The sequence below is a fragment of the Arthrobacter sp. MMS24-T111 genome, from assembly GCF_054888995.1.
The window spans coordinates 2,743,142-2,768,669 of sequence record NZ_JBTZRO010000001.1 but is presented as its reverse complement, the minus strand read 5'-3'; the positions used below and the strand labels follow the sequence as shown (position 1 = coordinate 2,768,669).

Annotated in this window: 18 protein-coding genes and 2 pseudogenes; 9 read left to right on the top strand and 11 right to left on the bottom strand. The window is 68.3% G+C overall.

Annotated elements, in window-relative coordinates; genetic code table 11:
- Positions 1-58: 58 nt before the first annotated feature.
- The 3 genes from ACX5I6_RS12965 (at position 59) to ACX5I6_RS12955 (ending at position 5,055) form a co-directional block, all read left to right on the top strand.
- Positions 59-3,292, top strand: coding sequence for an efflux RND transporter permease subunit (locus tag ACX5I6_RS12965; RefSeq protein WP_461840738.1), 3,234 nt, complete (start codon positions 59-61; stop codon positions 3,290-3,292).
- Positions 3,293-3,478: 186 nt separating this feature from the next.
- Complete coding sequence (locus ACX5I6_RS12960; RefSeq protein ID WP_461840737.1) at positions 3,479-4,588, top strand: LLM class flavin-dependent oxidoreductase; 1,110 nt, start codon at positions 3,479-3,481, stop codon at positions 4,586-4,588.
- Positions 4,588-5,055: a MarR family winged helix-turn-helix transcriptional regulator gene (locus ACX5I6_RS12955; RefSeq protein ID WP_461840736.1), complete on the top strand. Its 468-nt coding sequence runs from the start codon at positions 4,588-4,590 to the stop codon at positions 5,053-5,055. Before ACX5I6_RS12960 ends, ACX5I6_RS12955 begins: the two co-directional genes overlap by 1 nt.
- Positions 5,056-5,083: 28 nt before the next feature.
- Here the strand turns inward: ACX5I6_RS12955 and ACX5I6_RS12950 are convergent, their stop codons facing one another.
- Entirely contained in the window at positions 5,084-5,890 is an 807-nt protein-coding gene (locus ACX5I6_RS12950) for a transglutaminase-like domain-containing protein (protein ID WP_461840735.1), read from the bottom strand.
- A 71-nt stretch (positions 5,891-5,961) separates the two neighbouring features.
- Positions 5,962-6,768 carry a hypothetical protein gene (locus tag ACX5I6_RS12945; RefSeq protein WP_461840734.1) on the bottom strand — a complete coding sequence of 269 codons (807 nt, stop codon included), beginning with the start codon at positions 6,766-6,768 and terminating at the stop codon, positions 5,962-5,964.
- A 147-nt stretch (positions 6,769-6,915) separates the two neighbouring features.
- Between ACX5I6_RS12945 and ACX5I6_RS12940 the strand changes: the two genes are divergently transcribed.
- Positions 6,916-7,578: a DUF1684 domain-containing protein gene (locus ACX5I6_RS12940; protein WP_285247601.1), complete on the top strand. Its 663-nt coding sequence runs from the start codon at positions 6,916-6,918 to the stop codon at positions 7,576-7,578.
- Positions 7,579-7,678: 100 nt separating this feature from the next.
- Complete coding sequence (locus ACX5I6_RS12935; protein ID WP_461840733.1) at positions 7,679-8,167, top strand: GtrA family protein; 489 nt, start codon at positions 7,679-7,681, stop codon at positions 8,165-8,167.
- An 18-nt stretch (positions 8,168-8,185) separates the two neighbouring features.
- On the opposite strand, the gene ACX5I6_RS12930 is transcribed toward ACX5I6_RS12935, so the two are convergent.
- From ACX5I6_RS12930 to ACX5I6_RS12910, 5 genes are read right to left on the bottom strand one after another with little or no spacing between them, the layout of a single operon-like run.
- Positions 8,186-9,352, bottom strand: a complete 1,167-nt coding sequence (locus tag ACX5I6_RS12930) for a cysteine desulfurase family protein (RefSeq protein ID WP_461840732.1) — start codon at positions 9,350-9,352, stop codon at positions 8,186-8,188.
- A gap of 3 nt (positions 9,353-9,355) precedes the next feature.
- On the bottom strand, positions 9,356-10,270 hold the full coding sequence (gene nadC / locus ACX5I6_RS12925; protein WP_461840731.1) for a carboxylating nicotinate-nucleotide diphosphorylase: 915 nt from the start codon (positions 10,268-10,270) through the stop codon (positions 9,356-9,358).
- Entirely contained in the window at positions 10,263-12,038 is a 1,776-nt protein-coding gene (gene nadB, locus ACX5I6_RS12920) for an L-aspartate oxidase (RefSeq protein ID WP_461840730.1), read from the bottom strand. The genes nadC and nadB overlap by 8 nt, the downstream gene beginning before the upstream one ends.
- Complete coding sequence (gene nadA, locus ACX5I6_RS12915; RefSeq protein ID WP_461840729.1) at positions 12,038-13,342, bottom strand: quinolinate synthase NadA; 1,305 nt, start codon at positions 13,340-13,342, stop codon at positions 12,038-12,040. Before nadA ends, nadB begins: the two co-directional genes overlap by 1 nt.
- Positions 13,339-14,088 (bottom strand): NUDIX hydrolase, encoded by a 750-nt coding sequence (locus ACX5I6_RS12910; RefSeq protein WP_461841716.1) that lies wholly within the window; start codon positions 14,086-14,088, stop codon positions 13,339-13,341. The genes nadA and ACX5I6_RS12910 overlap by 4 nt, the downstream gene beginning before the upstream one ends.
- 234 nt (positions 14,089-14,322) lie before the next feature.
- On the opposite strand from ACX5I6_RS12910, the gene ACX5I6_RS12905 reads away from it, so the two are divergent.
- The 3 genes from ACX5I6_RS12905 to ACX5I6_RS12895 all read left to right on the top strand — a co-directional run bounded on the left by ACX5I6_RS12905 (position 14,323) and on the right by ACX5I6_RS12895 (position 17,400).
- The gene (locus ACX5I6_RS12905) at positions 14,323-15,720 is read left to right on the top strand and encodes an amino acid permease (protein ID WP_461841715.1); all 1,398 of its coding nucleotides are present in this window, start codon (positions 14,323-14,325) and stop codon (positions 15,718-15,720) included.
- Positions 15,721-15,799: 79 nt separating this feature from the next.
- On the top strand, positions 15,800-16,627 hold the full coding sequence (locus ACX5I6_RS12900) for an alpha/beta fold hydrolase (RefSeq protein ID WP_461840728.1): 828 nt from the start codon (positions 15,800-15,802) through the stop codon (positions 16,625-16,627).
- A gap of 71 nt (positions 16,628-16,698) precedes the next feature.
- Complete coding sequence (locus tag ACX5I6_RS12895) at positions 16,699-17,400, top strand: phosphoribosyltransferase (RefSeq protein ID WP_461840727.1); 702 nt, start codon at positions 16,699-16,701, stop codon at positions 17,398-17,400.
- 30 nt (positions 17,401-17,430) lie between these two features.
- On the opposite strand, the gene ACX5I6_RS12890 is transcribed toward ACX5I6_RS12895, so the two are convergent.
- Complete coding sequence (locus ACX5I6_RS12890) at positions 17,431-18,765, bottom strand: MFS transporter (protein ID WP_461840726.1); 1,335 nt, start codon at positions 18,763-18,765, stop codon at positions 17,431-17,433.
- A gap of 250 nt (positions 18,766-19,015) precedes the next feature.
- Between ACX5I6_RS12890 and ACX5I6_RS12885 the strand changes: the two genes are divergently transcribed.
- The gene (locus ACX5I6_RS12885; protein ID WP_461840725.1) at positions 19,016-19,750 is read left to right on the top strand and encodes an IclR family transcriptional regulator; all 735 of its coding nucleotides are present in this window, start codon (positions 19,016-19,018) and stop codon (positions 19,748-19,750) included.
- 31 nt (positions 19,751-19,781) lie between these two features.
- On the opposite strand, the gene ACX5I6_RS12880 is transcribed toward ACX5I6_RS12885, so the two are convergent.
- The 3 genes and pseudogenes from ACX5I6_RS12880 to ACX5I6_RS12870 all read right to left on the bottom strand — a co-directional run bounded on the left by ACX5I6_RS12880 (position 19,782) and on the right by ACX5I6_RS12870 (position 25,479).
- Complete coding sequence (locus ACX5I6_RS12880) at positions 19,782-21,122, bottom strand: MFS transporter (RefSeq protein ID WP_461840724.1); 1,341 nt, start codon at positions 21,120-21,122, stop codon at positions 19,782-19,784.
- Positions 21,123-21,205: 83 nt separating this feature from the next.
- Positions 21,206-24,305, bottom strand: a pseudogene (locus ACX5I6_RS12875) (AAA family ATPase).
- A pseudogene (locus ACX5I6_RS12870) lies at positions 24,302-25,479 on the bottom strand (exonuclease SbcCD subunit D). Before ACX5I6_RS12870 ends, ACX5I6_RS12875 begins: the two co-directional pseudogenes overlap by 4 nt.
- Positions 25,480-25,528: the final 49 nt, after the last annotated feature.

Below are 25,528 nucleotides of genomic sequence, written 5' to 3'. Positions count from 1 at the left end.
GGGCCAGCGGCTGGCACCCAGGGCATGTACCAGTCACTAAACCCCCAGGAGGGCATCCATGTTCCGGCTGGCGCACCTTTCCCTTGCCAACAGGGCCCTGATCGCGCTGATCACCGTCTTTGCCTCGGTTTTCGGCGTGATCACCATGTCCTCGCTGAAGCAGGAGCTCATCCCGTCTATTGAGTTCCCGCAGATCACCGTGCTCAGCTCCATGCCGGGCGCGTCGCCGGAGGTGGTGGACAAGCAGGTCAGCGGCCCGCTGGAGAAGGCGCTGAACGGCGTGGAGGGGCTGGAATCCACCTCCTCCACGTCACGTACCGGCGTATCGCAGATCACCCTGGTCTTCACCTATGGTTCCAACCTCGACCGGGCCCGGAACCAGATCGATCGCGCGATCTCCAACGCCAAACGGACGCTTCCCAGCGATGTCCAGCCTCAGGCCATCGCCGGGAGCATCAGCGACTTCCCCATCGTGTTCCTCGCGGTGTCCTCGGACAAGTCCCTGAGTGACCTGAACGCCGACCTGCAGCGCCTGACCGTGCCCCGGCTGCAGAAGATCGACGGTGTCCGCAGCGCCGACGTGACCGGCGGCGCGTCCCAGCACATCGAGATCCTGCCACGCACCGATGCCCTCGCCGCCGCGGGCGTGGGCGTGACCGCGATAAAGGACGCCCTTTCCAACAACGGAGCCCTGGTCCCGGCCGGAACCCTCGAGGACCAGGGAAAGACCCTCTCACTGCAGATCGGCAGCCCGGTGGATTCCCTTGACGCCATCAAGGCCCTTCCGCTGGCCGGGGCGAAGAACGCTGCGACCGTCGGCTCGGTGGCCGACGTCTCGCTCAAGGACGACGAACGCACCTCCATCACCCGCACCAACGGGGCTGAGACCCTGGCCGTTTCCGTCACCAAGAAACCCGAAGGCGACACGGTGGGGATTTCCCATGCGGTGCGGGACTCCCTGCAGGATCTCCAGGCGGAGCTGGGATCGAACGCAAAGTTCACACCTGTCTTCGACCAGGCACCGTTCATCGAAAAGTCCATCAAGGACCTCACCACGGAAGGCCTGCTGGGGCTGGGCTTCGCGGTGGGGGTCATCCTGTTGTTCCTGATGTCGGCCCGCTCCACGCTGGTCACCGCCGTCTCGATCCCGCTGTCGCTGCTCATCACGTTCATCGGCCTTTCAGGCACGGGCTATTCGCTGAACATCCTGACCCTCGGTGCGCTCACCATCGCGATCGGACGCGTGGTGGACGACTCGATCGTGGTCATCGAGAACATCAAGAGGCACCTCAGCTACGGCGAAGAAAAGTCGACGGCGATCCTCACCGCCATCAGGGAAGTGGCCGGCGCCATCACGGCCTCCACGCTGACGACGGTGGCCGTATTCCTGCCGATTGCCTTCGTCGGCGATCTGGCCGGGGAACTGTTCCGGCCGTTCGCCCTGACCGTCACCATGGCGCTGCTGGCGTCGCTGCTGGTGTCCCTGACCATCGTTCCGGTACTCGCCTTCTGGTTCCTCAGAAATCCCAAGGGCGCCCCGGAAGGAGCACCGGCCGGTTCCGCCGAGGCGCGCCGGATTGCCGCGGAAGCCACAGCAAAAGCGCACGACGCCGAGCAGCGCAGCCGCCTGCAGCGTGGCTACCTGCCCATCCTCCGGTCCACCCAGAAACACCCGGTCATCACCCTGGTGGCGGCCGTCCTGGTACTCGGTGCCACGGGCGCCATGACGCCCCTGCTGGCAACCAACCTGCTGGGGAACTCGGGACAGAACAGCCTGACCGTGCGCCAGGTGCTGCCTGCCGGAACCAGCCTTGCCGACACCAGCGCCGCCGCCATCCGGCTAGAGGAGGTCCTGCGCGGCATCGACGGCATCAAGGACGTCCAGGTGACGTCGGGCAATGCGCAGGCCGGCTTCGCCGCGCTCACCTCCACCGGATCCTCGAACTCCACGTTCACTGTGGTCACTGACGAAAAGGCCAACCAGGAGCGGCTCCAGGACACCGTCCGGACCGAACTGGCCAAGGTGCCTGATTCCGGCAAGATCTCCGTCGGCACCCAGCAGGGCGGCTTCGGCACCTCGTCCACCGTGGACATTACGCTGAAGGCCGCCACCAGTGCCGACCTCCAGTCCGCCAGCGACACCATGGTTGCCGCCATGTCCGGCGTTCCGGGCACCAGCGAGGTGGCCAGCAACCTGGCGGCCAGCAACCCTGTGGTGCAGGTGAAGGTGGACAGGGCAAAGGCGGTGGCCGCAGGACTGAACGAGCAACAGGTGGCCGGGGTCCTGGCTTCCACCATCAGCCCCATCCCGGCGGGGACGGTCCGCATCGACACCAATGATTTCCCGGTGCGGATCGGCCAGGGCACCAAATTCACCAGTATTGACGCCGTCCGGAACATCCCGCTGCCGGCGGGCGGCAAGCCGGTAACGCTGGGAAGCATTGCCTCCGTGGATCAGGTGGACGTCCCCGTCTCCATCACCGCCAGCAACGGTGAGCGCACCGCCAAAGTCTCCATCACGCCGTCGGGCTCCAACCTGGGTGCCGTGAACACCGAGGTCCAAAAGCGCCTGGCGGACGTCCAGCTGCCGGCCGGCGTCACTGCGACGATCGGCGGCGCCACCACCCAGCAGGCGGACTCCTTCCGCCAGTTGGGCCTGGCGCTGCTGGCTGCCATTGCCATCGTGTACGTGATCATGGTGGCCACCTTCAAGTCCCTCATCCAGCCGCTGATCCTGCTGGTCTCGGTTCCCTTCGCGGCCACCGGCGCCGTGGCCCTGCTGCTGGTCACTGGAGTTCCGCTGGGCCTGCCGTCGCTGATTGGCATGCTCATGCTGGTGGGCATCGTGGTGACCAATGCCATCGTGCTGATCGACCTGATCAACCAGTACCGCCAGCCGCGGGACGGCCGGCCGGGCATGAACGTGGCGGACGCCATCACCAACGGTGCCCGGCAGCGCCTGCGGCCCATCCTGATGACGGCACTCGCCACGGTCTTTGCCCTGACACCCATGGCCCTGGGCCTCACGGGCGGAGGCGGCTTCATCTCGCAGCCGCTTGCCGTGGTGGTCATCGGCGGCCTGGTGTCCTCCACCGCGCTGACCCTCATCCTGGTGCCCGTGCTGTACCGGCTGGTGGAGGGTCGCCGCGAGAAGAAGGCGTTGCTGAAGGATCTCCACGCCCGGCCTGAACGCGGCCCGGGGTCCGACGTCGACGCCGGGTTCAAGGACTGGACCACGGGCCAGATTCCCAAACTCAGCGGCCGCCGCGCCGCCCCCGGCGGCGCCGAGTAGCAACAGCGCCCCTCCCTGATGCCCGTACCGCCCAGCGGTGCGGGCATCGGCTTTGGAGGCCCGCCTGCGAACACACGCGGGAATATTCACCGTGCCGGGGCGTTACAGCAGGCGATAGATGCAAATGCATCTAAATTGGTTTACACTTAAACCAAGCCAGCAAGTCCAGTAACGGAAAGGCACATCATGCAGATCGGTGTTTTCAGCGTCAGTGACATCACCACGGATCCCACAACGGGCCGCACCCCCACCGAGCACGAACGCATCAAGGCCTCGGTGGCCATCGCCAAGAAGGTCGAGGAGATCGGCATGGATGTCTACGCCCTGGGCGAGCACCACAACCGGCCGTTCTTCTCCTCCTCTCCCACCACAACGCTGGCCTACATCGCAGCGCAGACCAACCGCATCATCCTCTCGACGGCCACCACGCTGATCACCACGAACGATCCCGTGAAAATCGCCGAGGACTTCGCCATGCTCCAGCACCTGTCCGACGGACGCGTGGACCTCGTCCTGGGCCGGGGCAACACCGCCCCCGTCTATCCCTGGTTCGGCAAGAACATCCAGGACGGCGTGGAGCTGGCCATCGAGAACTACAGCCTCCTGCGCAAGCTCTGGGACGAGGACACCGTGAACTGGTCCGGCAAGTTCCGCACCCCGCTGCAGAACTTCACGTCCACGCCCCGGCCGTTGGACGGTGTGGCGCCGTTCGTGTGGCACGGCTCCATCCGGACGCCGCAGATCGCAGAGGTGGCCGCATACTTCGGCGACGGTTTCTTCGCCAACAACATCTTCTGGCCCAAGGAGCACTACCAGCAGCTTATCGGCCTCTACCGCGAGCGGTACGAACACTACGGCCACGGCACGGCAGACCAGGCAATCGTTGGCTTGGGAGGCCAGTTCTTCATGCGGAAGAACTCCCAGGACGCCGTCAAGGAGTTCCGCCCGTACTTCGACAACGCTCCTGTGTACGGCCACGGCCCCTCGCTGGAGGACTTCACCTCGCAGACTCCGCTGACCGTGGGCAGCCCGCAGGAAGTCATCGAGAAGACCCTGACCTTCCGCGAGTACTTCGGCGACTACCAGCGCCAGCTGTTCCTGATCGACCACGCCGGCCTGCCGCTGAAGACCGTCCTGGAGCAGCTGGACCTGTTCGGCGAGGAAGTCCTGCCCACGCTGCGCAAGGAGTATGCAGCACGCAAGCCCGCACAGGTTCCCGAGCCGCCCACCCACGCCGGGCGGGTCGCCGCGCTGCTGGCCGCCCAGGACGCCGAAAAAACCACCTCGGAGGCATGATGGCCGCGCAAGGATCCGACTCGCCGGTCCGGCTGGCGGCCGAAACCTGGGAGTCGCTGTTCCGGGCGCAGGTTGCGGTGATGCGCAAGCTGCAGTCCGGGCCGGCGTTCCGCAAGCTGGCACTGAACGAATATGACGTGTTGTTCACGCTCTCCCGCTGTCCCTCCGGCTGGCTGCGGCTCAACGAGCTCAACGACAACGTCCTGTTGAGCCAGTCCAGCCTCAGCAGGCTGGTGGAGCGGCTCGAGAAGCGCGGCCTGGTGGCCCGGATGCCGGCGCCCGAGGACGGCCGTGGAGTGCTGCTCAAGCTCACGGATGAAGGGCGGGAGCTGCAGAAGGAAATCGGCCGCGAGCACGTCCGGGACATCTCCGCGCTGGTGGCTCCCGCGCTGACGGCGGCCGAGCAAAAGGAACTCAGGCGGCTCACCGACAAGCTGCGGGCCTCCCTGGGTACCCTGCCACGCTAATCCCGACGCCGGGCCGGCGGGTCCGGCTTCAGCCCAGCGCCACCAGCCGGGACGGGTCCTCAACCGGCAACTCGCCGTTGACCACGGCCGTGATGCGCAGCTGGGTCAGGGTCAGGCTGCCGCCCACGGTGGAAAGGAACGCCGTGTCCGACGAGTCCCGGCCCGCGGTGATCCGGAGCATCGATTCCCGCGGGGCAAGCCCTGTGGGGTCGATGACATGCCACGCACCCTCCACGTAGGCTTCCGCCACCGCATGGAAATCCATCGGGCTGAGGCCTGGGGCGTAGACGGCCGCAAGGCGGGCGGGGATGTCCTTGGAACGGAGCAGGGCGATGGCCAGGTGCGCAAAGTCCCGGCACACGCCGCGGCGGCTCAGCAGAGTCTCCACTGCCCCGTCCGTGCCCCGGGAGGAACCGCTGATGTAGCGCAACTCGCCGTTGACCCAGTTCCGGACCGCATGCAGCAGGGCGGCCCCATGGATCCCGCCGAATTCGGCATAGGCGGTGGGCAGCAGCCGGTCGGATTCCGCGTAGCGGCTGGGGCGGACGTAACGGATCCGGTCGGCCAGCTCCGCTTCTTCGGGAACGGCGCGTCCGGACACCGTGGCGGTATATTCCACAGCAACCTCGGTGGGTTCGTCGAACTCCATGTAGTGGAACCGGCCGCCGTGGTGGTCGGACACCTCCGTGAGCGGCACGTCCGCACCGCCGGCCGTGACGGACAAGGATTCCGCAAAGGACGAATAGCCGCTGTTCCTCGCCGCGGCAATGGCCATGGCCACTTTGGTATGGGCGGTGGTCCTGAAGGCCAGGCGTGCGGAAACAGAGCGTTCCATGTCTCTCCGGGGGTGTTGGGGGTGGACGGCAAGTCGCGGTCCCCGGCACCGGGTGAGTGCGGGCAGCGGGACTAGTTTTTGACCTTCAGCGACATTAGCATCCGCTGTACGTTGGCGAAGTCGGAACTGTCATTGACATACTGGGCGGCCTGGGCAAGGGTGTCGAACGGCATCGCCGGTGCCACTTTCTCGTCCGGGGCGAAGGCCTTCAACGACACCACGTCGCCAAACGAGTAGTCGCCTTTGCCGGCCGGTCCGCGCACCACGTTGCGCAGCTCGCACGCCTGCCCGTCGCTTCCGCCCACCAGGTTGGTGATGCCGTAGGAGCCAAAGTAGCGGTAGCCCTGGATCACCCGGTAGACCATCCGGGGCGGGATGGTTCCGTCCCCGCCCTGGGCGGCCAGGTCGAAGGGCACGCTGCTGATCACCGTGTAGGGGTGCCTGGCGTTGTCCGGGCAAGCGGCGGAAGACGGCGGCAGCCCCGTCCGCAGTGCGGCGACGTACGTCCCGTCGGGCTTCTTGACTTCGATTTTCAGGCCGCCGGGGAGTACGCCTTCCTCCGGCGCCACCGACTGGGCGATCCAGTCCTGCGGCAGGTCGAAGCTCACGGTCTTCGCCGGGTCCGTGAAGGTCTTCCAGGAGGACGCCGTGGGGGCGCCCTCGGGTTCGGAGGGGGTGGCGGACGCAGAAGCGGGGGCGCTGCCTGACGCGCCCGGCGATGCCGCTGCCGCCCCTGATCCGGTGGATCCGGAGGCGTCCGGCTGCGCCGTCCAGCCCGGTCCGCTGCCGGCCTGGGGTCCCGAGCAGCCCGCCAGCAGAAGCGCGGCGGCCACCAGGGACATCCGGGAAAGAACGGTGATTGTTGCCTTGCCTTTCATGGCAGCCAGCCTAACCGTGCCGTGCCGCCTTCCGTGGCCGGCACGGCAGGTGTTTCCGGGCCACCGCCCGGTTCCGCCACCCGGGCACCCGGCCTGCGTGTCGCCGTCGGACGTTACCTGCCTTGGCCGGGGACTAGGCTGGAGGCTATGGCGGAAGAGCAGCACGGCACAGCCGAAGAGAATCCTGCGGAAATGTCCGCCCTTGACATCGCCGACTGGCGGCTGAGGACCTTTGCCCTCTACGACAATGTCCGCAAGATCTCAGCGGAGGACCCGGCCGAGGCGCACTCGTACTGGCGCCACCAACGCGACCTCATGTTCGCCACCCACCCTGCGTCCGCGCTCACGGCAGCGGACAAGGCACGCTTCTCCGGGCTGAAGACGGCGGACTACGATCCGATCTACCGGTTCCACGTACCGCTGACCAAGGAAGGCGCCGGCCGGCAGATGAGCGTGGACACCGGTACCGACGGCGTGGTCAATTTTGTGCGCCTGGGCACGTTCGACCTGCCGGAGATGGGCCAGCTTGGGGTCTGGAAGATCCACGGCTATGGCGGCGGCATCTTCGTCCCGTTCCGGGATGCGACTGCCGGCCAGCCCGGTGGAACGTACGGGGCCGGACGCTACCTGCTGGACACCATCAAGGGCGCATTCCATGGTGTCCAGGGCACCGGCCCGGACGCCATGTTCGTTGTCGACTTCAACTTTGCCTACAACCCCTCCTGTGCTTACAACGAGGCTTGGGCCTGCCCGCTGCCCGGGCCGTCCAACCGGCTGGCAGTGGAAATTCCCGTAGGAGAGCTGTACTGACCATGGTTTGCTCCCCCACGCGCCGGCAGCATGCCCTGTTCCCGCTGGACAGCCCGCAGTCCCCGGTACCCGTCGCCGACAGCGCCCCCGGTGGGGTCGCGTGAGGGAGGGTACATCCGCCCCCGCCGTCCAGGAGACGCCAACCCGCCGTCTTCCCGCCACCAGGCACTACCGCGGAGTCCTCCGCTTCCCGGTCATCCGGCAACTGCTGCGCTTCACCGGCGTCGGCGTCATCTGCACCGCCGCCTCACTTGGGCTGTACGCACTGCTGCGGCCGTGGCTGGGCGCACAGTTGGCCAACGCGGTGGCCCTGGTCCTCACGTCGCTGTTGAACACGGCCTTGAACCGGCGGCTGACGTTCAAGATTGCCGGTGGACAACGGCGCACCCGCGACCACCTCAACGGCCTGGTGGTGATCGGCGTGGCGCTGGTGATCACGGGCAGCAGCCTGGGCGTGCTGCACTGGATCAACCCGGACGCCACCGTGGGGGATGAACTGGTGGCAACCACCCTGTCCGGCTTCCTGGCCACCGCCGTCCGGTTCAGCATGCTGCGGCACTGGATCTTCCGCCGCGCACGGCACCGCTGACCCGATGGCACGGATCCGCTAGCGTCCCTGGCCTGCGCCGAGGTTTTTGACACTGGCGACGGCGGCCCGAACCGCTTCGGCAGCCTCCTCCAGTTCCTCCGGGGTTACGGATGCGTCGAAGCTGAAGCGGACGGCGGTCTGGGCAAGCTCTGCGGAGAGTCCCAGGGCAGTGAGGACCGGCGAGGGGGCATCGGAGCCGGCGGCGCAGGCCGAACCGCTGGAGCACACCACGCCGCGGCGTTCCAGCTCCAGGAGGACGGATTCGCCGCTGGTGCCCGGGAAGCAGAATGATGCCACCGACGGCAGCCGTTCGGCGGGATGGCCGGTGAGGACGGCGTCCGGCACGGCTTCCAGCACCGCTGCGATGAACCGGTCGCGCAGGGCGGCCACTCTCTCCCGTTGCTGTTGTTGTCCCGCATGGGCCAGGGTGAGCGCCGTGGCCAGGCCCACCGCACCGGCCACGTTCTCCGTGCCTGAACGGCGTCCGCGCTCCTGGCCCCCGCCGTGGACCACCGGTTCGAGCCTGGTGCGGCTGCGGACGTAGAGCATCCCGCACCCTTTCGGAGCGCCCAGCTTGTGCCCCGAGATGCTCATCGCGTCCACTCCCAGGGCCTTGGCGTCCAGCGGCAGCCAGCCGGCCGCCTGGACGGCATCGGTGTGGAACGGGATGCCCTGGCTGCGGGCCAGTTCCGCCAAGGCTTTGATGGGCTGCACGGTACCGACCTCGTTGTTGGCGTACATGACGCTGACCAGGGCTGTTCGCGGTCCGAGCAGCGCGGCGAGCGCATCCGGGCTGACCAGGCCGGACTTGTCTACCGGCACCACGTCCACCGCGAACCCGTGGAACCGCTCCAGGTACCGGGCGGATTCCTCCACGGCGGGGTGTTCGACGGCGCTGATCACCACCCGGTCCAGTCGCGGGTTGGCGGCCTGCCGTGCCAGCGCAATTCCTTTGACGGCAAGGTTGTCCGCTTCCGTGCCGCCAGAGGTGAACACCACTTCCCCCGGACGGCAGCCCAGGACGGCGGCCACGGCGGACCGTGCCCCGGCCAGTGCCGCCGCCGCAGCCTCACCGAGCGTGTGGTGGCTGGAGGGGTTCCCGAACCCGCCGGTGAGGTACGGCCACATGGCGTCCAGCACCTCGCGGCGGACGGGCGTGGTGGCGGCTGCATCAAGGAAGATCACGGGTCACCCGGCAGTCAGTTCGACGTCCAGGCCCAGGTCCAGGGCGGCCACGGTGTGCGTGAGGGCCCCTACCGAGATGACGTCCACGCCGGTGGCGGCGATCGCCGCGACGGTATCGAGGTTGACGTTGCCGCTGGCCTCCACCAGGGCACGTCCGGCAACCAGGGCCACTCCGGCCTGCAGTTCCGGCACCGTGAAGTTGTCCAGCATGATGGTGTCCACCCCTGCCGCGAGGACGGGCTCGATCTGGTCCATCCGGTCGACTTCCACTTCGAAGTGGGTGGTGTGTCCCAGCTGTGCTTTGGCTGCCAACAGGAGACCGGTGAGTTTGGCAGGGTCTCCGCCGGTCATCACGGCCAGGTGGTTGTCCTTGGCCAGGACGGCGTCCGACAGGCTGTACCGGTGGTTGGAGCCGCCGCCGCACCGGACGGCGAAGCGTTCCAGGACGCGCAGGCCGGGGGTGGTTTTGCGGGTGTCGGTGATGCGGGCGCGAGTGCCCTCCGTGAGCCGGACGAACCCGGCGGTCTTGGTGGCGATCGCGGACATCCGCTGCACCAGGTTGAGCGCCACGCGTTCGCCCAGCAGCACCGAACGCGCGGATCCGCTGACCCGGGCCAGGTGGGTGCCGGCCGCGAACGCCTGGCCGTCCGCGACGAGCAGTTCCACCCGGGTGGCAGGGTCCACGAGCTCCATGGCATCCCGGAAGACGGTGGCGCCGCTGAAAATGCCCGGGACACGGGCGTTGAGGACGGCGGTGGCACGCGCTCCTTTGGGAATCAGGAGTTGGGAGGTGATGTCCCCGGAGGGTGCGTCCTCGGCGAAGGCCCGCACCAGGATCTCCCGCACGGGGGCCGCCGGAAGGGTCAGGTCGAGGGGCCGCACGGCAGCGGCATGGTCGATTACGGCGGGTTCAGTCATGGAGCAGGCTCGCTTTCGGGCGCGGAGGGCAGGTGTTCTCGGGTTCGGCGGCTTCGTCGCTGCGGTAGTGGGCGCCCAGCGATTCGGTGCGGTCCAGCGCGGCAGCCACCAGCAGCCGGGCGGCCAGCAGAAGGTTTCGGTCCTCGGACGCCACAGGGTCTACGGAGGAATCAACAGCATCAGGACGGACGACGGCGGCCCAGGACTCAAGCGTGGCGGCCGCCTCCCGCAACAGATGCCCGGAGCGCAGCACCCCGGCATGGGACGTCATGAGGCGGCGAAGAGCCTCCCGGGAAAACGGCTCGCCGGCCCCTTCTCCCCTACCGGAGCTGGACGGCCCGCTCCCTGCCAGCGCACCTGAGCGATCCGCCGCGCCTTCTAAAACAGCAGTGACGGTGACGTGCGCACTCGCGTTTCGCGGCAGGGGTGCGGAAGCGTGCGTCAAGCGGAGGCCGCCCGCGGCCGAGGCAGCACGCGGAGCATCACTGACGCGGGACGCGCCCCAGCCCCTGTCACCGGAGAGGAAGCTTTCAACAGCGCGGCGGCCGAAGACGAGTCCCTCGAGGAGGGAGTTGCTGGCCAGTCGGTTTGCCCCTTGGACGCCCGTGCACGCAACCTCGCCGGCGGCGTAGAGGCCGGGGACGCTGGTGCGGGCGTTGAGGTCGGTGGTTACCCCGCCCATCCAGTAGTGGGCGGCGGGAGCGACGGGGACCAGTTCACGGGTCCAGTCAATGCCGGCCTCAAGGGTTTTCCTGGTGAGGGTGGGGAACCGCCGGCGAAGGAAGCCCTCGCCCTTGGCCTGCTCGATGGCGCGGGCGTCGAGGTAGACGTGGCCGTTGGCGTCGCCGAGTTTGGCCAGGTGCAGGGCGATGCTGCGGGAGACGACGTCGCGGGGCGCGAGCTCGGCGTCGGGGTGGTAGGCCTGCATGAAGCGCCTGCCGCCGGCGTCCAGCAGGGTGGCTCCTTCGCCGCGGACGGCTTCGGAGATCAGCAGCGGACCGTCCAGCCGGCCGGGGTGGGCGGTGGCGGAACTGACGAGGCAGGTGGGGTGGAACTGGAAGAATTCGAGGTCCTTCACGGCTGCGCCGGCGCGGACGGCGAGCGCCAGTCCGTCCGCGGTGGCGACGGCCGGGTTGGTGGTTTGGGCGAACAGCTGGCCTGCTCCGCCGCTGGCCAGGAGGACGGCGTCGGCCGCCAGGACGGACGGCCGGCACGCCTGGAGGTATTCGACTCCGCTGACGCTGCCGCATGTAGTGACCAGGGCGGTTGCCTGGGCTTGGGAAAGGATGCGGAGCGTGCCGCGGTCGCGCCGGTCCCGGACTGCCTGGATGAGCGCACCGGCCACCCGCGCCCCCGTGGCGTCCCCGCCGGCGTGCAGGATGCGCGGGGCACTGTGTGCGGCTTCGAGCCCAAGCGCCGGGCCGTCGTCGTGCGCGGCGTCGAAGCGGACCCCGTACCGCTGGAGCCCGGCGATGTCCTCGCGCGCCTCGGTGCACATGAGCCGGACGGCGGCCTCGTTGCAGTGTCCTGCCCCGGCGCGGAGGGTGTCGGCGATGTGCGCGGCGACGGTGTCCCCGGGCGACGGTTCGTCGAGCACTGCCGAGATGCCGCCTTGCGCGTACCAGGTGTTGCTGTCTTCCAGGGCGCCTTTGGTCAGCAGCACTACGTCCGCACCGGCGTCCGCGGCGAGCAGGGCAGCGTAGAGGCCGGCGATGCCGCTGCCCACGACGGCGAGGCGACCCGCCGGCGTGCCGGGCTGGCGGGTCATTAGGGCCTCGCAGCGAGCATGCGCTCGAGTGCCGTCCTGGCGTTGGCCTGCACATCCTCGTCCACCGTGATGCGGTTGACGATGCGGCCGGCGACCAGTTCCTCCAGAACCCAGGCCAGGTAGCCGGGGTGGATGCGGTACATGGTGGAGCAGGGGCAGATCACCGGGTCCAGGCAGAAGATGGTGTGCTGCGGGTATTCGGCGGCGAGCCGGTTCACCATGTTGATTTCGGTGCCGATGGCGAACGTGGTGGGCTCGGTGGCGGCCGCGATGGCTTTCTTGATGAAGTCGGTGGAGCCGGCTGCATCGGCGGCGTCCACCACCTCCATGGGGCATTCGGGGTGCACGATGACCTGCACGCCCGGGAAGTCGGCCCGGGCCTTTTCGATCTGCGCCACGCTGAACCGCTTGTGCACGGAGCAGAAGCCGTGCCAGAGGATCACCCGGGAATCGAGCAGTGCCTGTTCGTCGTTGCCGCCGAGGTCCTTGCGCGGGTTCCACATGGGCATCTGGTCAAGGGAAACGCCGAGCGCCTTGGCGGTGTTGCGGCCCAGGTGCTGGTCGGGGAAGAACAGCACCCGCTGCCCGCGCTGGAACGCCCACTCCAGAACGGTCCTGGCGTTCGAGGATGTGCAGACGATGCCGCCGTGTTCGCCGCAGAACGCTTTCAGGGCTGCGGAGGAATTCATATAGGTGACGGGGATGACCGGAACCCGGCCCTCGGCGTCGGGCTCGGTGCCGAAGATTTCTGCCAGCTGCTCCCAGCATTCCTTCACGGAGTCTTCGTCCGCCATGTCCGCCATGGAGCAGCCGGCCGCGAGGTTGGGCAGGATGACGGCCTGTTCCGGGGTGGACAGGATATCCGCCGTCTCGGCCATGAAGTGGACCCCGCAGAAGATGATCGCTTCCGCCTCCGGCCGGGTCAGGGCGGCGTTGGCGAGCTGGAACGAGTCACCCACGAAGTCGGCGTACTGGACCACCTCGTCGCGCTGGTAGAAGTGGCCCAGGATGACGGCACGCTCACCCAGGGTGGCCTTGGCCGCCCTGATCCGTTCACCCAGTTCGGCATCGCCGGCCAGCTTGTATTCCTCCGGCAGCTGGCCCTGGCGTGGCGTGGAGGCGGGCGCGGGATCGGCGCTCGATGCGCCCGGACCGTACGCCGGAGTACCTGCGAGCGCCTCGGCGAGGTCGTAGTCCCAGGGGCCTTTCGCCAGTGCCGGGCTACAGGTGCTGCGCTCCGCGGCGGCGCCCTTTTCGGCTTGTTCGCGCGTGATCAGCTGGATTGCCGTATTGACGCTGCTCATGGTGTGCTCCTGTTGTCTGGGTCAAGGCCTGGCCGGCCGGTGTAGCGGTAGAGGCGTGGCGGGCGGTGCTTGCCGCCCTGGAGGTATTCCCCGGTTTCTTCGATTTCCGGGGTGGACTTGAGCTGGCGGCGGAAGTTGGCGGGATCCAGCTGGCGGTCCAGGACGGCTTCGTAGACTTCGCGGACCTGGGCCAAGGTGAAGTACTCCCCCAGCAGGTGGTAGGCAATGGAGCCATAGGCGAGCTTGTTGCGCAGGCGCCAGAGGGCGTAGTCGACGATCGCGTTGTGGTCGAAGGCCAGGTCCCCCAGGCGGTCGGCCCGGAACCACCTGACGTTCTCCGACTCGTCCGCGAGCGCCGCTTCCGTGGGCTGGACCAGGGCCCAGTAGACGATCGAGACAACGCGCTGGGTGGGCGAGCGGTGCAGGCCGCCGAACGCATACAACTGCTCTAGGTAGCTGGGGCTCAGTCCCGTGGTTTCCCGGAGGTTCCTGGACGCGGCGTCCTGCAGCGACTCGTCGTGGCTCAGGGGCCCGCCCGGCAGCGCCCACAGGCCTTTGAAGGGTTCCCTGATCCGGCGGACCAGCGGCAGCCACAAGGTGGGGCGGCCGGAGGTAGCGCTCGGGCGCAGGGCGAAGATCACCGTGGAGATGGCGAGCGACGGCGGCGCGGCCTGCCGCTCGGACACGTTGGCTGAGCTGCAATACACCGTCACACCCCTTCCACTCCCCCGCCCCGGGGTCGCCATCTTAGTTATAGTCACTTTGACCAAAACTAATTTTACGACCAGCCGGACGGAAAAGGAAATGTTTCCGCGCCGGCAGCCCAAGCGCAGCCGCGTCCCCGGGAAGCCGCAACCCGATGCCGGACGGGGCGCGCGTTTTCGGCCGGCTTCCGGAAGCGGTAAATTCAAGTGGTCCCAAAAGGACCTCCGGCCCCCGTGACCGGACCCCGAACCAACCCCAAGAAGGGTTACCGCCCCATGACGATGAAGTCCGCCCAGACCACATCCGCCACAGCCGCACCCAAGGCTGCGGCAGGCCACAGCATGAAGCCGCGCCAGCTCACCATGATGGGGCTGGGCAGCGCCATCGGTGCCGGGTTGTTCCTGGGATCGGGCGCCGGAGTGCAGGCGGCAGGCCCCGCGGTCCTCATCTCCTACCTGGTGGCGGGGACCCTTATCATCCTGGTGATGTGGGCCCTGGGTGAGATGGCAGCCGCAAACCCGAACAGCGGAGCGTTCTCGGTCTACGCCGCACGTGCCCTGGGCCGCACGGCGGGGGCCACGATCGGGTGGCTTTGGTGGCTTCAACTGGTGGTGGTGATCGCGGCCGAGGCCCTGGGCGCGGCCGGCCTGCTGTTCTCCGTCTGGCCCGTGGTGCCGGTCTGGGCCCTGGCACTGCTGTTCATGGTGGTGTTCACCGGAATCAACCTGACCGGCGTCCGGAACTTCGGCGAATTCGAGTTCTGTTTCGCCATCCTCAAGGTGGCCGTCATCGTCCTGTTCCTGGCCGTCGGCGCCGCCTTGCTCCTAGGCCTGCTGCCCGGCGTTGAGTCCCCCGGCGCGTCAAACCTCACCACCAACTTTGCCCCGCAGGGACTGGGCGGGGTGGCCTCGGCCCTCTTCGTGGTGATCTTCGCGTTCGGGGGCACGGAAATCGTCTCCGTCGCCGCGGCCGAAACCGAGGATCCCCAGCGCAGCGTCGGCAAAGCCATCCGGACCGTGGTGTGGCGGATCCTGGTGTTCTACATCGGTTCGGTCTTCGTCATCGCCGCGGTCCTTCCGGCCACGTCCGCGGGCCTTGCCTCGCCATTCGCCGGAGTGCTCGACGCCGCCCGGATCCCCGGCGCCTCCACCGCCATCACCCTGGTGGCCGTCGTCGCGCTCCTCTCGGCGCTGAACGCGAACCTCTTTGGCGCCTCCCGCATGGCATACTCGCTGGCGCAGCGGGGCGAGGCGCCGCGCGTCCTTGCCCGCCTCAACACCGCCGGCGTCCCCATACTTGCCGTTGCGGTCTCCGTGGCCTTCGGCTTCATCGCCACCGTCATGGAACTGTTGTTCCCGGACCGGGTCCTGCCCGCGCTGTTCCAGCTGGTCGGCTCAACGTGCCTGGTGGTGTGGGGCAGCGCGCTGGTGTCCCAGCTGATCCTGCGGCGCCGCGCCGACCGGGACGGGGTTCCGTTGCCGCTGCGGATGAAGGGATTCCCCGCCTTGACCATCGTGGGACTGGTCCTGCTGGGACTGATCTTCGCCGTCGGCTTCAGCGCCGAGGCCAGCCGGGTCCAACTCCTGGGCACCTTGGGCCTGGTCGCCGGCATCGCGCTGGCCTGCGCTTTCGCCGGCCGGCTCACCCGCCGGAACCGGCCTGCCAACAGGTAGAGTGAAGCTACCTTTCCAAGGAAGACGCACCGACGCGCCGGGTCCGCCTGGGCGCCGTACCTGATGAGGAACTGACAGCATGAGCGGCAGGCACACCGGACAGCAGCAGGCGCACACCGTCGAGGGCACCGACCCGCAACTCTTCGTGGCGGTGCACGAGCCCACAGAGGACGCCGGGCTCCGGCCGGTGCTCCTGCTGCACGGGTTCTCCTCCTCGTCCAAACTCAACTGGGAGGACACAGGCTGGGTGGCCGCCCTGCTGGAGGCCGGGCGCCGGGTCATCACCGTGGACCTTCCCGGCCATGGCCGCAGCGGCGCCCCGGAAGACCGGGACTCCTATTCCCCCAGCAGGATCAGGGCGGACCTGCTTCAGGCAGCGTTCGACGCCGGTACGCGCCCGCTGCACGACGGCGATCCCTCCAGCGGCCTGGACGTGGTGGGATATTCCCTGGGTTCACGGCTCGCCTGGGAGTTCGCCGCAACCCAGCCGGAACTCGTCCACAGGCTGGTGCTGGGCGGACCCAACAACACCGACCCGCTCGCAGCCTTCGATCTGCGGGCCGCCCAGGACTACCTGGCGGACGGTACGCCGATCGCTGACGAATCGACGGCCCAGCTGCTGAAGATGGCGCTGCTGCTGCCGAGCAACAACATCTTCGCGCTGCTGTCTCTGGTCGAAGCCATCAAGGCGGAGCCCTATGACCCCGCCGAGGCGGTCCCCCACGTGCCCATGCTCCTCGTTGCCGGGGACCAGGACGAACGGGCCGGCACGCTGCCCCGCCTCGCCGAACTGGCGCGCGGAGCCGGGTCCATGGCCGAGCAACTGCTCATCCCGGGCCGGAACCACACCAATGCCATCACCAGCAGGGCCTTCAAGCAGGCCGCCATTTCCTTCCTGGGTGTCTAGCCACCGGCGGCACCCGGCCGCCGCCCCACGCGCTTTCGTTCACGCCGGACCTGACCGGCGGGGAGGGACAGATGGCGACGCGTTTTGAGGACCGCACGGAAGCGGGCGTGTGCCTGGCGGCCGCGCTTTCAGCGTTCCACGGGCGGACTGGCACCGTGGTCCTTGGCCTGGCCCGCGGCGGCATCCCGGTAGCGGCGGCCACAGCAGGTGCCCTCGGCCTTCCCTTGGGCACCGTCCTGGTGCGGAAGCTGGGGATCCCGGGCTATGAGGAAACCGCCTACGGCGCCCTGGCCTGGGCATCGGGAAGGATCGTCCGGCTGATCAACAAGCCCATGCGGGAGCGGGTCCTCCAACACGGCGTGCGCCAGGAGCAGCTCGATGACGTGGAGGACCGTGAACGCACGGAAATCCTGCGCCGGGCCGCCCTGTACCCGGGGACCATGCTGGACCTGGCCGGAAAGGCCGTCCTGCTCGTGGATGACGGCCTGGCCACCGGCGCCACCATGCGTGCCGCCGTCGAGGCGGTGCGCGCCGGCGGGGCGGCAACCGTGGTGGCCGCGGCTCCGGTGGGTTCCATTGACGCCGAAGCCTCGCTGGAGCGCGTGTGCGACGCCGTCGTTTGCCTGCACCTGCCGGGAAAATTCCGTGCCGTGGGCAGCTTCTACCGGCACTTCGGGCAGCTGACCGACGACGACGCCATCACCGTGCTGCGGCAGGGACCGCCCCTGCCGCACGCCGCAGGCCCGGAACAAAGTCCGGGCCTGCGGGACTGAGGACCGGCAAGCCGGCTCCCGGCAACGTTGCTAGTGGTGGCTGCTGACGCCCAGCGGCCGCCCCTTGGTTTCCTTGGCCAGCACCACTCCGACGGCGGAGATGACGCACAGGACCATGATGTAGATGCCGATCGAACCGGCCCACTTGGTGGACTGCAGCAGGGATTCGGCGATGGTGGCGGCAAAGGCTCCGCCCAGGATGGCGCCAAAGGCGTACCCGATGGAGATGCCGGAGTACCGCACTTCGGCCGGGAACATCTCGGCGTACATGGCGGACATGGGGCCGTAGGAGAGGCCAAGGCCAATGGTCAGGACGAACAGGGCCACCCCGTACAGGACGATGTCCTTGGTGTCGATCAGCGCGAACATGGGGATCATCCAGGCGAACACGATGGCGTAGCCGATCAGGAACGTCTTGACGCGGCCGATCCGGTCGGACAACCAGCCGCCCACCAGCGTGAAGATTAGCCAGCCGAAGGACGCCAGGGTGGTGGCGAGCAGGATCTGCGGGGTAGGCATCTTCAGCGTCTTGGTGGCGTAGGAGATGAAGAAGGCGATGAGCAGGTAGCCGGCTGCGTTGTTGCCGATGAAGATCATGGTCGAGTACAGGACGGGCTTCTTGTGGTTGCGGACCAGTTCGCCCAGGGGCGCCTTGCTTTCCTTCTTCCGCAGGGCCATTTCCTGGAAGACCGGGCTCTCGGCCACAGCGCGGCGGATCAGGTAGCCCACCACGATCAGCACGATGGAGAGCAGGAACGGAACCCGCCAGCCCCAGGCGGCGAAGTCTTCCTTGGACATGCCGGTGTTGAGGAAGAACAACAGGCCGGTGGCCAGGATCATGCCCACCGGGACACCGATCTGCGGGTATGCGCCGAACAGGCCGCGGCGGTTCAATGGTGCGTGTTCAACGGCCATCAGCGCGGCCCCGCCCCATTCACCGCCGGCCGAGAAGCCCTGGATGACACGCAGCACGATCAGCAGCACGGGGGCCCAGGCGCCGATCTGCGCGTAGGTGGGGAGCACGCCGATCAGCGCAGTGGCCGCACCCATCATCACCAAGGTGAAGACCAGCATGGCCTTTCGTCCCAGGCGGTCGCCGAGGTGCCCGGCAATGACGGCACCCAGGGGGCGGAACAGGAAGCTGATGCCGATGAGGGCGAAGGACAGGATCTGCGCCAGGCCCGGGTTGGACTCGTTGAGCGGTGCCAGGAACAGCGGTGAGAGCAGCGTTGCGGTCAGCTGGGCAAAGATGAAGAAGTCATACCACTCGATAGTGGTGCCCACGAGGGTGCCTGCGAGGACCTTGCGCTCCTCAGTCCGGCTGCTGGGGCCGGCGGGTGTGTCCACCTTGGAAGGTGTGGTCATTTAAACTCCATTGTTTTTATTGGGCAGCGTTGCTGCCCGGACGCCTTCAGGAATTACCGACAGAACGGTCAGTTAGTTAGCAGGGTACTACGAAAACGTGATGCGGGACACGGGGGAACGGGCCTGGGTGGAACCCGCCGGAACTTGTGTTCGATAATTGAACTCACTGTTCGTATAGAGGACAATACAGTCACGACGCGGCGGGGACAAGGGTCCTTTGCCCACAGTTTCGGCAACCTAGGATGGACACATGACTCCTCCCGCCGCAGCGCAGGCCGGAGCGGCCCTGCCGCAGGCTTCCCCGTCCCAGACCCTGTCACGCGGTATCCGTGCCCTCGAGATCCTGGCGGCAGCGCCGGGGCCGCTGACCATCGCCGAGCTTGCGGATGCCATGGGTGTCCACCGCTCCGTTGCCTACCGGATCCTGCGTACCCTGGAGGACCATTCGCTGCTGGTGCGCGATGACGCGGGGCGGGTCCAGCCCGGACCTGGCCTCGCGGTCCTGGCCCGCGGCGTCTCGCGCGACCTGCAGAGCGCCGCGCTTCCGGAACTGACCCAGCTGGCAAACTCACTAAACATGACGGCCTTCGTGGCCGTGTGGGACCACCATGACTGCATCACCCTGGTCACGGTGGAGCCGCGGCACTCCGGAGCCACCGTGGCCCAGCACCCGGGGACCCGGCATCCCATCAACGCCGGCGCGCCCGGGATCGCTATCCAGTCCGCCCTGACGGAGGCCGAGTGGAACAGGCTGGAAACCGGGATCCCCTACCGTCAAGAGGCCACCGAGGCGCGCCGGAAGGGATACTCCGCCAGCCATGACGAGGTTATCGCCGGAGTTTCCTCCCTGGCGGCGCCCGTCCGGGTGCCCGGCGGCCGGCCGGCCGCCCTCGCTGTCGTCTACATCCGGTCGGCCCACGACCCCGACGCCGTGGGCACCGCCATTGCCGAGAGCGCGGCCCGGATCGAGAGCCAGCTGGCCTGAGCCGGCGGAACGCCGGCCCAGGGTTCAGCCGTCAGCTCCGCCGGCGGAGTGCGACGGCGGTCCCCGCACCAAGCAGCGCCAGCGCCGCCGCCGCGCACACCGGGACCAGGAACGCCGCGCCGGCCCCGTGGACCTGGGCCAGCTGCCCGCCAATGGCTGAGCCGACCGCCGTGCCGGCGACAATGCCGCTGGCCAGGCCGGTCATCACGGTCCCCAGGCGGCCGGCGGGAGCCAAGGTGCCCCCGACGGCAAACACCGTGACCATGACCGGCCCCACCGGGAGCCCAAGGACCAGCAGGACTGCCGCCATCATGGGCAAGGACGACGGCAACAGCAGCAGGACGGCAAGCGCTGCCATGAGGACGGCGCACACCACCCAACGCAGCGCCAGGCCCGCCCTGCGCGGCCAGTAGGCAACCGAGAGCGCAGCGGCCGCAGAGCTCAAGCCCATGACCGCGTACAGCAATCCGGCAATCTCCGCACCCGCCAAGCCGGCGGAGAAAGCACTGAGGGCCGCTTGGGTGGACCCGAAGAACGTGCCCATGCAGACCATGGCCACCACGGGCAGCGCCACGGCCAGGGGCAGCCTTCGGGATGTCGCAGCACCCGCGCCTTTCCTGCCCCGGGCGGGCCGGGTAACCGGCACGGCCCGATGGGTGGGGTGAACGGCGAAGGCCGGGACAAGCGTGATGGTCAGGGCCGCAGCCAGGGCCAGCGGCAGCCAGGGCGCCACCAGGCTGGCAAGCGCCCCAACGAGCGCGGGCCCCAGGACGAAGGTCACTTCGTCAGCAGTGCTTTCGTAGGAGAGCGCGGTGTCAAGGTCGCGTTGGCCGCGGACGTCGGCGCCGGCACCTGCCGCGGCACTTGTCAGTGACATCCAACGGACCCTGGCCAGCGGGCCCACCTGCGGGCATGTTGCTCCGGCAGCAAAGGCCGCCGCCAGGACTCCCAGCGGGAATCCGCCGGTTTTTCCGGTGGCAAGTGCGGCCAGGACCAGCACCAGTACGGCCACTGTGTTGAGTACTGCCGATACCAGCAGCACGGGCCGTTGTCCCCGCCTGTCGGCCAGTGCCCCAAGGAAGGGCGCACCCAGTGCCGAGCCTATGCCTACTGCGCCGGCGGCCGTCCCTCCGACGGCAAAGGAGCCGCTGACGGAGGTGACCAAAGTCAGGGTCCCGACGGTCAGCATAGCCAGCGGCAGCCGCGCGAAAAGTCCCAGCGGAAGAAAAGTCCTGCCGGCAAGTTCGGGGAGGCGCGCGAAGCGGCCTGCTGCCGTTCCACCGGAATCCCGGGCAGGGACGTCCTCGGCGGAAGGGTCCGTACCCAGGGCCGGAACGTCGCGGGTGGTTGAAGGGGTGGTATGAGGTGTCAATTCCGGGCTCGTTCAGTCACTGCGCATCGTCCCTCCTCCCGATGCGCGAAACCCGGTAACGCGGTCCAGTATATCCGCCGGGGTCAGGAAAGTGCGTCCACGCTTTCAGATATCCGCAGGGTGGAGCCGTTCCGGCTCTTGAGCACCTGCAGTTGGGTGCCGATCCGCTGTTTCATCTCGGCCACGTGGCTGACCAGCCCCACCACCCGGCCGCCGTCACGGAGGCCTTCGAGGGCGTCCATGACTTGTTCAAGGGACTGTTCGTCCAGGCTGCCGAAGCCTTCATCAACGAACAGGGTCTCAATCTCCACGCCCCCTGACTCCTGCTGGACCACATCCGCCAGGCCCAGGGCCAGCGACAGCGAGGCCATAAAGGATTCGCCGCCGGACAGTGTGGACGTGTCCCTGCGGAAGCCCGTCCACTGGTCCACCACTTCAAGGCCCAGCCCCGATTTGGCGCCGCGGGCCGCCTTGGCATCGGTGTGCTGCAACAGGTAGCGGCCATCGCTCATGGCCACCAGTCGCTCCGAGGCGGCGAGGGCGACCTGTTCCAGCCGTGCGGCCAGGACGTAGCTGTTCAGGCTCATCCGGTAGGTGTTCTCACCCCTGCCCGCTGCCGCTTCGGCCAGTCCGGCGAGCATCTGCGCCCGCTCCGCCGGTTTCCGGGACGAGGACGCCAGGTCCTCATATTCCGCTGCTATCGAGGTCAGGGCGGCCAGGCACCGGCGAGCCATGCCCGCGGCGAGATCAGCCTCCCGGGCGTCATGGTGCGCGGCAGCAGCTTGGCTGCGGAGTGCTTCGAGCCGTTCATCGTCGGGTAGAAAGCCGTCGCCTGCTTCGGCCAGAGCCAGCACCAGGTCTTCCGACTCGAACAGCCCGGCTACCCGGGCAGCTTCTTCCCTGGCCGTCCGGACGGCAGCTTCGAGTGCTGCCACTTCCGCAGATCCCAGCAGTTGGCTGCGAACATCGGCGGCAGAGGCGAAACCCGCCCCGGGCAGGGCAAGCTCCAGGTTCTCCTCCGCCTCGGCGGCCTGCGCCCTGGCGGTGTCCAGCCGTGATTGCGCTTCAACAGCTTTGTCCAGGACCGCCACGGCGTCTTCAAGGACCCGCAGCCGCCGGTCCAAACTGCGGTGGTTTCCCCGCAGGCCGGCAAGGGCCCCGTCCAATGCGGCAGCCTGTTCGGCGAGGTCGGCGAGCTGGACAACAGTGTGGGACAGCTCAGCCTCCGCCTCTGACAGTGCGGCGCGGGCCTGGTCGGTACCGGTATCGAGTGCCTCAAGCCGCTGCCGCTTTTCCTGGAGCTCCTCCGCGGCCTGCTCTGCGGTCCCTGCCGCAGCCAACGCCTCCTCGGCCCCTCTGCGGGCCTCGGCCACGGGGATGGTCCCGCCTTGTCCGGCGAGGACGGCCACTGTTTGCTCGGCTTCGGCACGTTCGGCACTGACGGCGCTGTGGGCTGCCTCCGCCGCTTCAAAGGCGGCATGGGCCTCTTCCTCGGCCTGGGCCAGCGACGGCCCTCCCGTGCCCGATCCCGCCGGCGCCGGATGTTCTCCGCTTCCACAGACCGGGCAGGGCTCGCCGGCCACCAGTTTGGCGGCAAGCTCGGATGCGGCGTTGGCAAGCCGGACCTCCCGCAGGTCCAGCCAGCGGCCTTTCGCCTCCAGCAGGCTTTCCCGTGAGTCGTCGAAGCGGGCGTTTACGAGGTCCCGGCCCTTCACAGCCGTCCCGTACCGCCGGACGACGTCGAGCAGTTCCGCGGCAGCGGCCGCCTCCTTGCGACGGAGGGCCGCGTCCGCGGCACGGGGCTCCAGCTGGTCCATGGTTCCGGCCAGCAGCTCCCGGTCCGCCAGCAACTGCGCAACCCGGCTTCCCAGCGCCTCAACGTCCAGCCTGAGTTCGTCCTGCCTCCCGGCCAGGCTGCCGTGCCGCCCGCGCAGCTCCTGCAGCCTCTGCTCATCCGGCAGCCGTGCTTCGACGACGGCCAGCAGCGACCGAAGCCGGGCCAGCCTGCGCAGCCCCGGGCACACTTTCCGCCGTGTCATGGCTTGCGGTCCCCTTGCGGGCTTGGACCGACGGCCCGGCGGCCTCATCCGCGCCCAAGTTAAGCTGGGCGAGTTCGGTACTGTCCGCCGCGGCCATCCTGAGGAGGGTCATGGCGGCCTCAGCGGCGCCCCCAGCGCTCCGCACCTTGCCGGCCGCCGCATCCACCGCACGCAGCTGCCCCTGGAGGACTTCCGCCTCGCGGTGCCGACCCAGCCGGGCGGCGAGTTCTTCCTGCCGGGCTGCCCCGTCCTTCACGGCCTGCTGCCGCACGGTGGCCGCCTGGAGTTTGCGGGCCCGTTCGTGCCGTGCGGTCTCCCGTTCCACTTCATTGCGGCGGTCCTGGCTGAGGGATGCCGCGTTCGAAGCGTGCTCCGTGAGCTCTGCCAGTCGCGCAGCAACAGCGGCCTGCAACCAGCCCAGCCTGCCGTAGGTATCCTCTGCCGCCGGGGCCCCGTCCTGCGGGAGCTGGAGCGGCGCTGCCTCGGCTTCGGCCCGGGCGGCCAGGATGCCGAGCTGGCCGCCCAGGGCCGCGACGTCTTCCTTGGCCGCGGCGGCCTGGCGGGACAGTTCCTGTTCCAGGGCTTCGAACCGCTGCGTCCCGAAGAGTTTCTGCAGCAGGTCAAGGCGGTCCGCAGCTTTGGACCTGAGGAACGCGGCGAATTCCCCCTGCGGCAGCATGATGACGCGGGTGAACTGTTCACGGTCCATGCCCAGCAAGGCCATGATCTCCGCGCCGGCCTCGTCATTGCGGGCAGATTTCTCCACCCAAGTGCCGCCCACGCGTTCACGGAGCAGGGTTTTGGCCTGCTGGGTGGTGAAACCGTTCCTGCCGCGTGCACTGGGCTTGTCCCATGCGGGCGAGCGGGTCACCTCGAAGCGGCGACCCTGGGCGGAGAATTCGCAGCTTACGGCCGGCTCCTGGCCGGGCTCCGCATGGTCGCTGCGGAGCCGTTTGCCGTCCTGCCGGGCACCCGGAACGGATCCGTACAGGGCGAAGCAGATGGCGTCGAGGACGCTGGTCTTGCCCGCACCGGTGGGTCCGTTCAGCAGGAACAGGCCGTGGGCGCTGAGGCGGTCGAAATCGATGTCTTCTGTTCCGGCAAACGGGCCGAAGCCTGAGATGCGCAAATGATGGATCCTCACCGCGATGCCTCCAGCAGGCGGACGTTCTCCAACGCGGCGGCGAGCGCCGCTTTTTGTCCTGGTCCGCGCTGCGCCCACGCACGTGGTCCAGGAAGCCGCAGCATACAGCGAGGTCATCCGGGGCGTGGGCAAGCCTGCTGCTGTAGCTGGCCTGGTCCGGGTCGTTCCCGCCTTGCGGGTCGAAAGCCAGGACCAGGGTGTCAGGAAACCGCGCACGGAGCCGCTCCATCGCCCGCACGGGACGCTGGGCGTCAGTGAGGGTGACCTGGCAGTAGGCGGTCTCGGCCCAGGCATGCCCTGGCTCCTCAAGGAGCTCGGCCAGGGTGCCGCGCAGCACGGCAAGGGTTCGCGGGGCATCCCACTGCATCTCCTGCACCGAGGTGACTCCGTCCGGTCCCAGGTCCACTAGCCAGGCACCTTTCCGCTGCCTGGACTCGGAAAAGGAATAGGCCAGCGGCGAGCCCGAATAACGCACGCGCTCAGACAGCGCCTGGCGTCCGTGGAGATGGCCGAGTGCGGTGTAGCTGAATCCGTCGAACAGGTCCAGCGGAACGGCACCCACGCCACCGATGCTGAGGTCCCGCTCGCTGTCCGAGCTGATGCCGCCGCTGGCGAAGGTGTGGGCCAGGACCACCGAATGGACGGTGGTGGCATCTGCACGCCGTGCGATGTCGGCCCGGATAAGGGCGGTGGCCGCCCTGGTCACCTCGAAGTGGCTCGCCGTTTCCACGCCCAGCTGGTCGGCAACGAGCCGGGGTTCAAGCCAGGGGATGCCGTACAGGGCCAAGATGGCGTCCCGGCCTGCGGCGTCCGGCCCGAGCGGCAGCAGCAGTGGATGGTCGAGCTCGGCCACCTTGGTGCGCAGGTGGACTCCCCCGCGTTCCAGCAGCCGCGAGGCGAAACCCAGCCGGATCGCGGAGTCGTGGTTTCCACTGGTGAGCACCACCTTGGCCCCTGCGGAAGTGAGCCTGACCAGGGCGTCATCCAGCAAGTGGACCACGTCCACCCCGGGCAGTGCCCGGTCGTAGACATCGCCGGCAATCAGGACGACGTCGATGCACTCCCGCTCCACCGTTGCCACCAGCTGGTCAATGAAGGCCCGCTGGGCGTCCAGCATCCCAACGCCGTGGAATGACCGGCCCAGGTGCCAGTCCGAGGTATGAAGTAACCGCATATTCCTACGCTATCGGCACCCACTGACAGTGGCGGAAACCGCCGCGGCC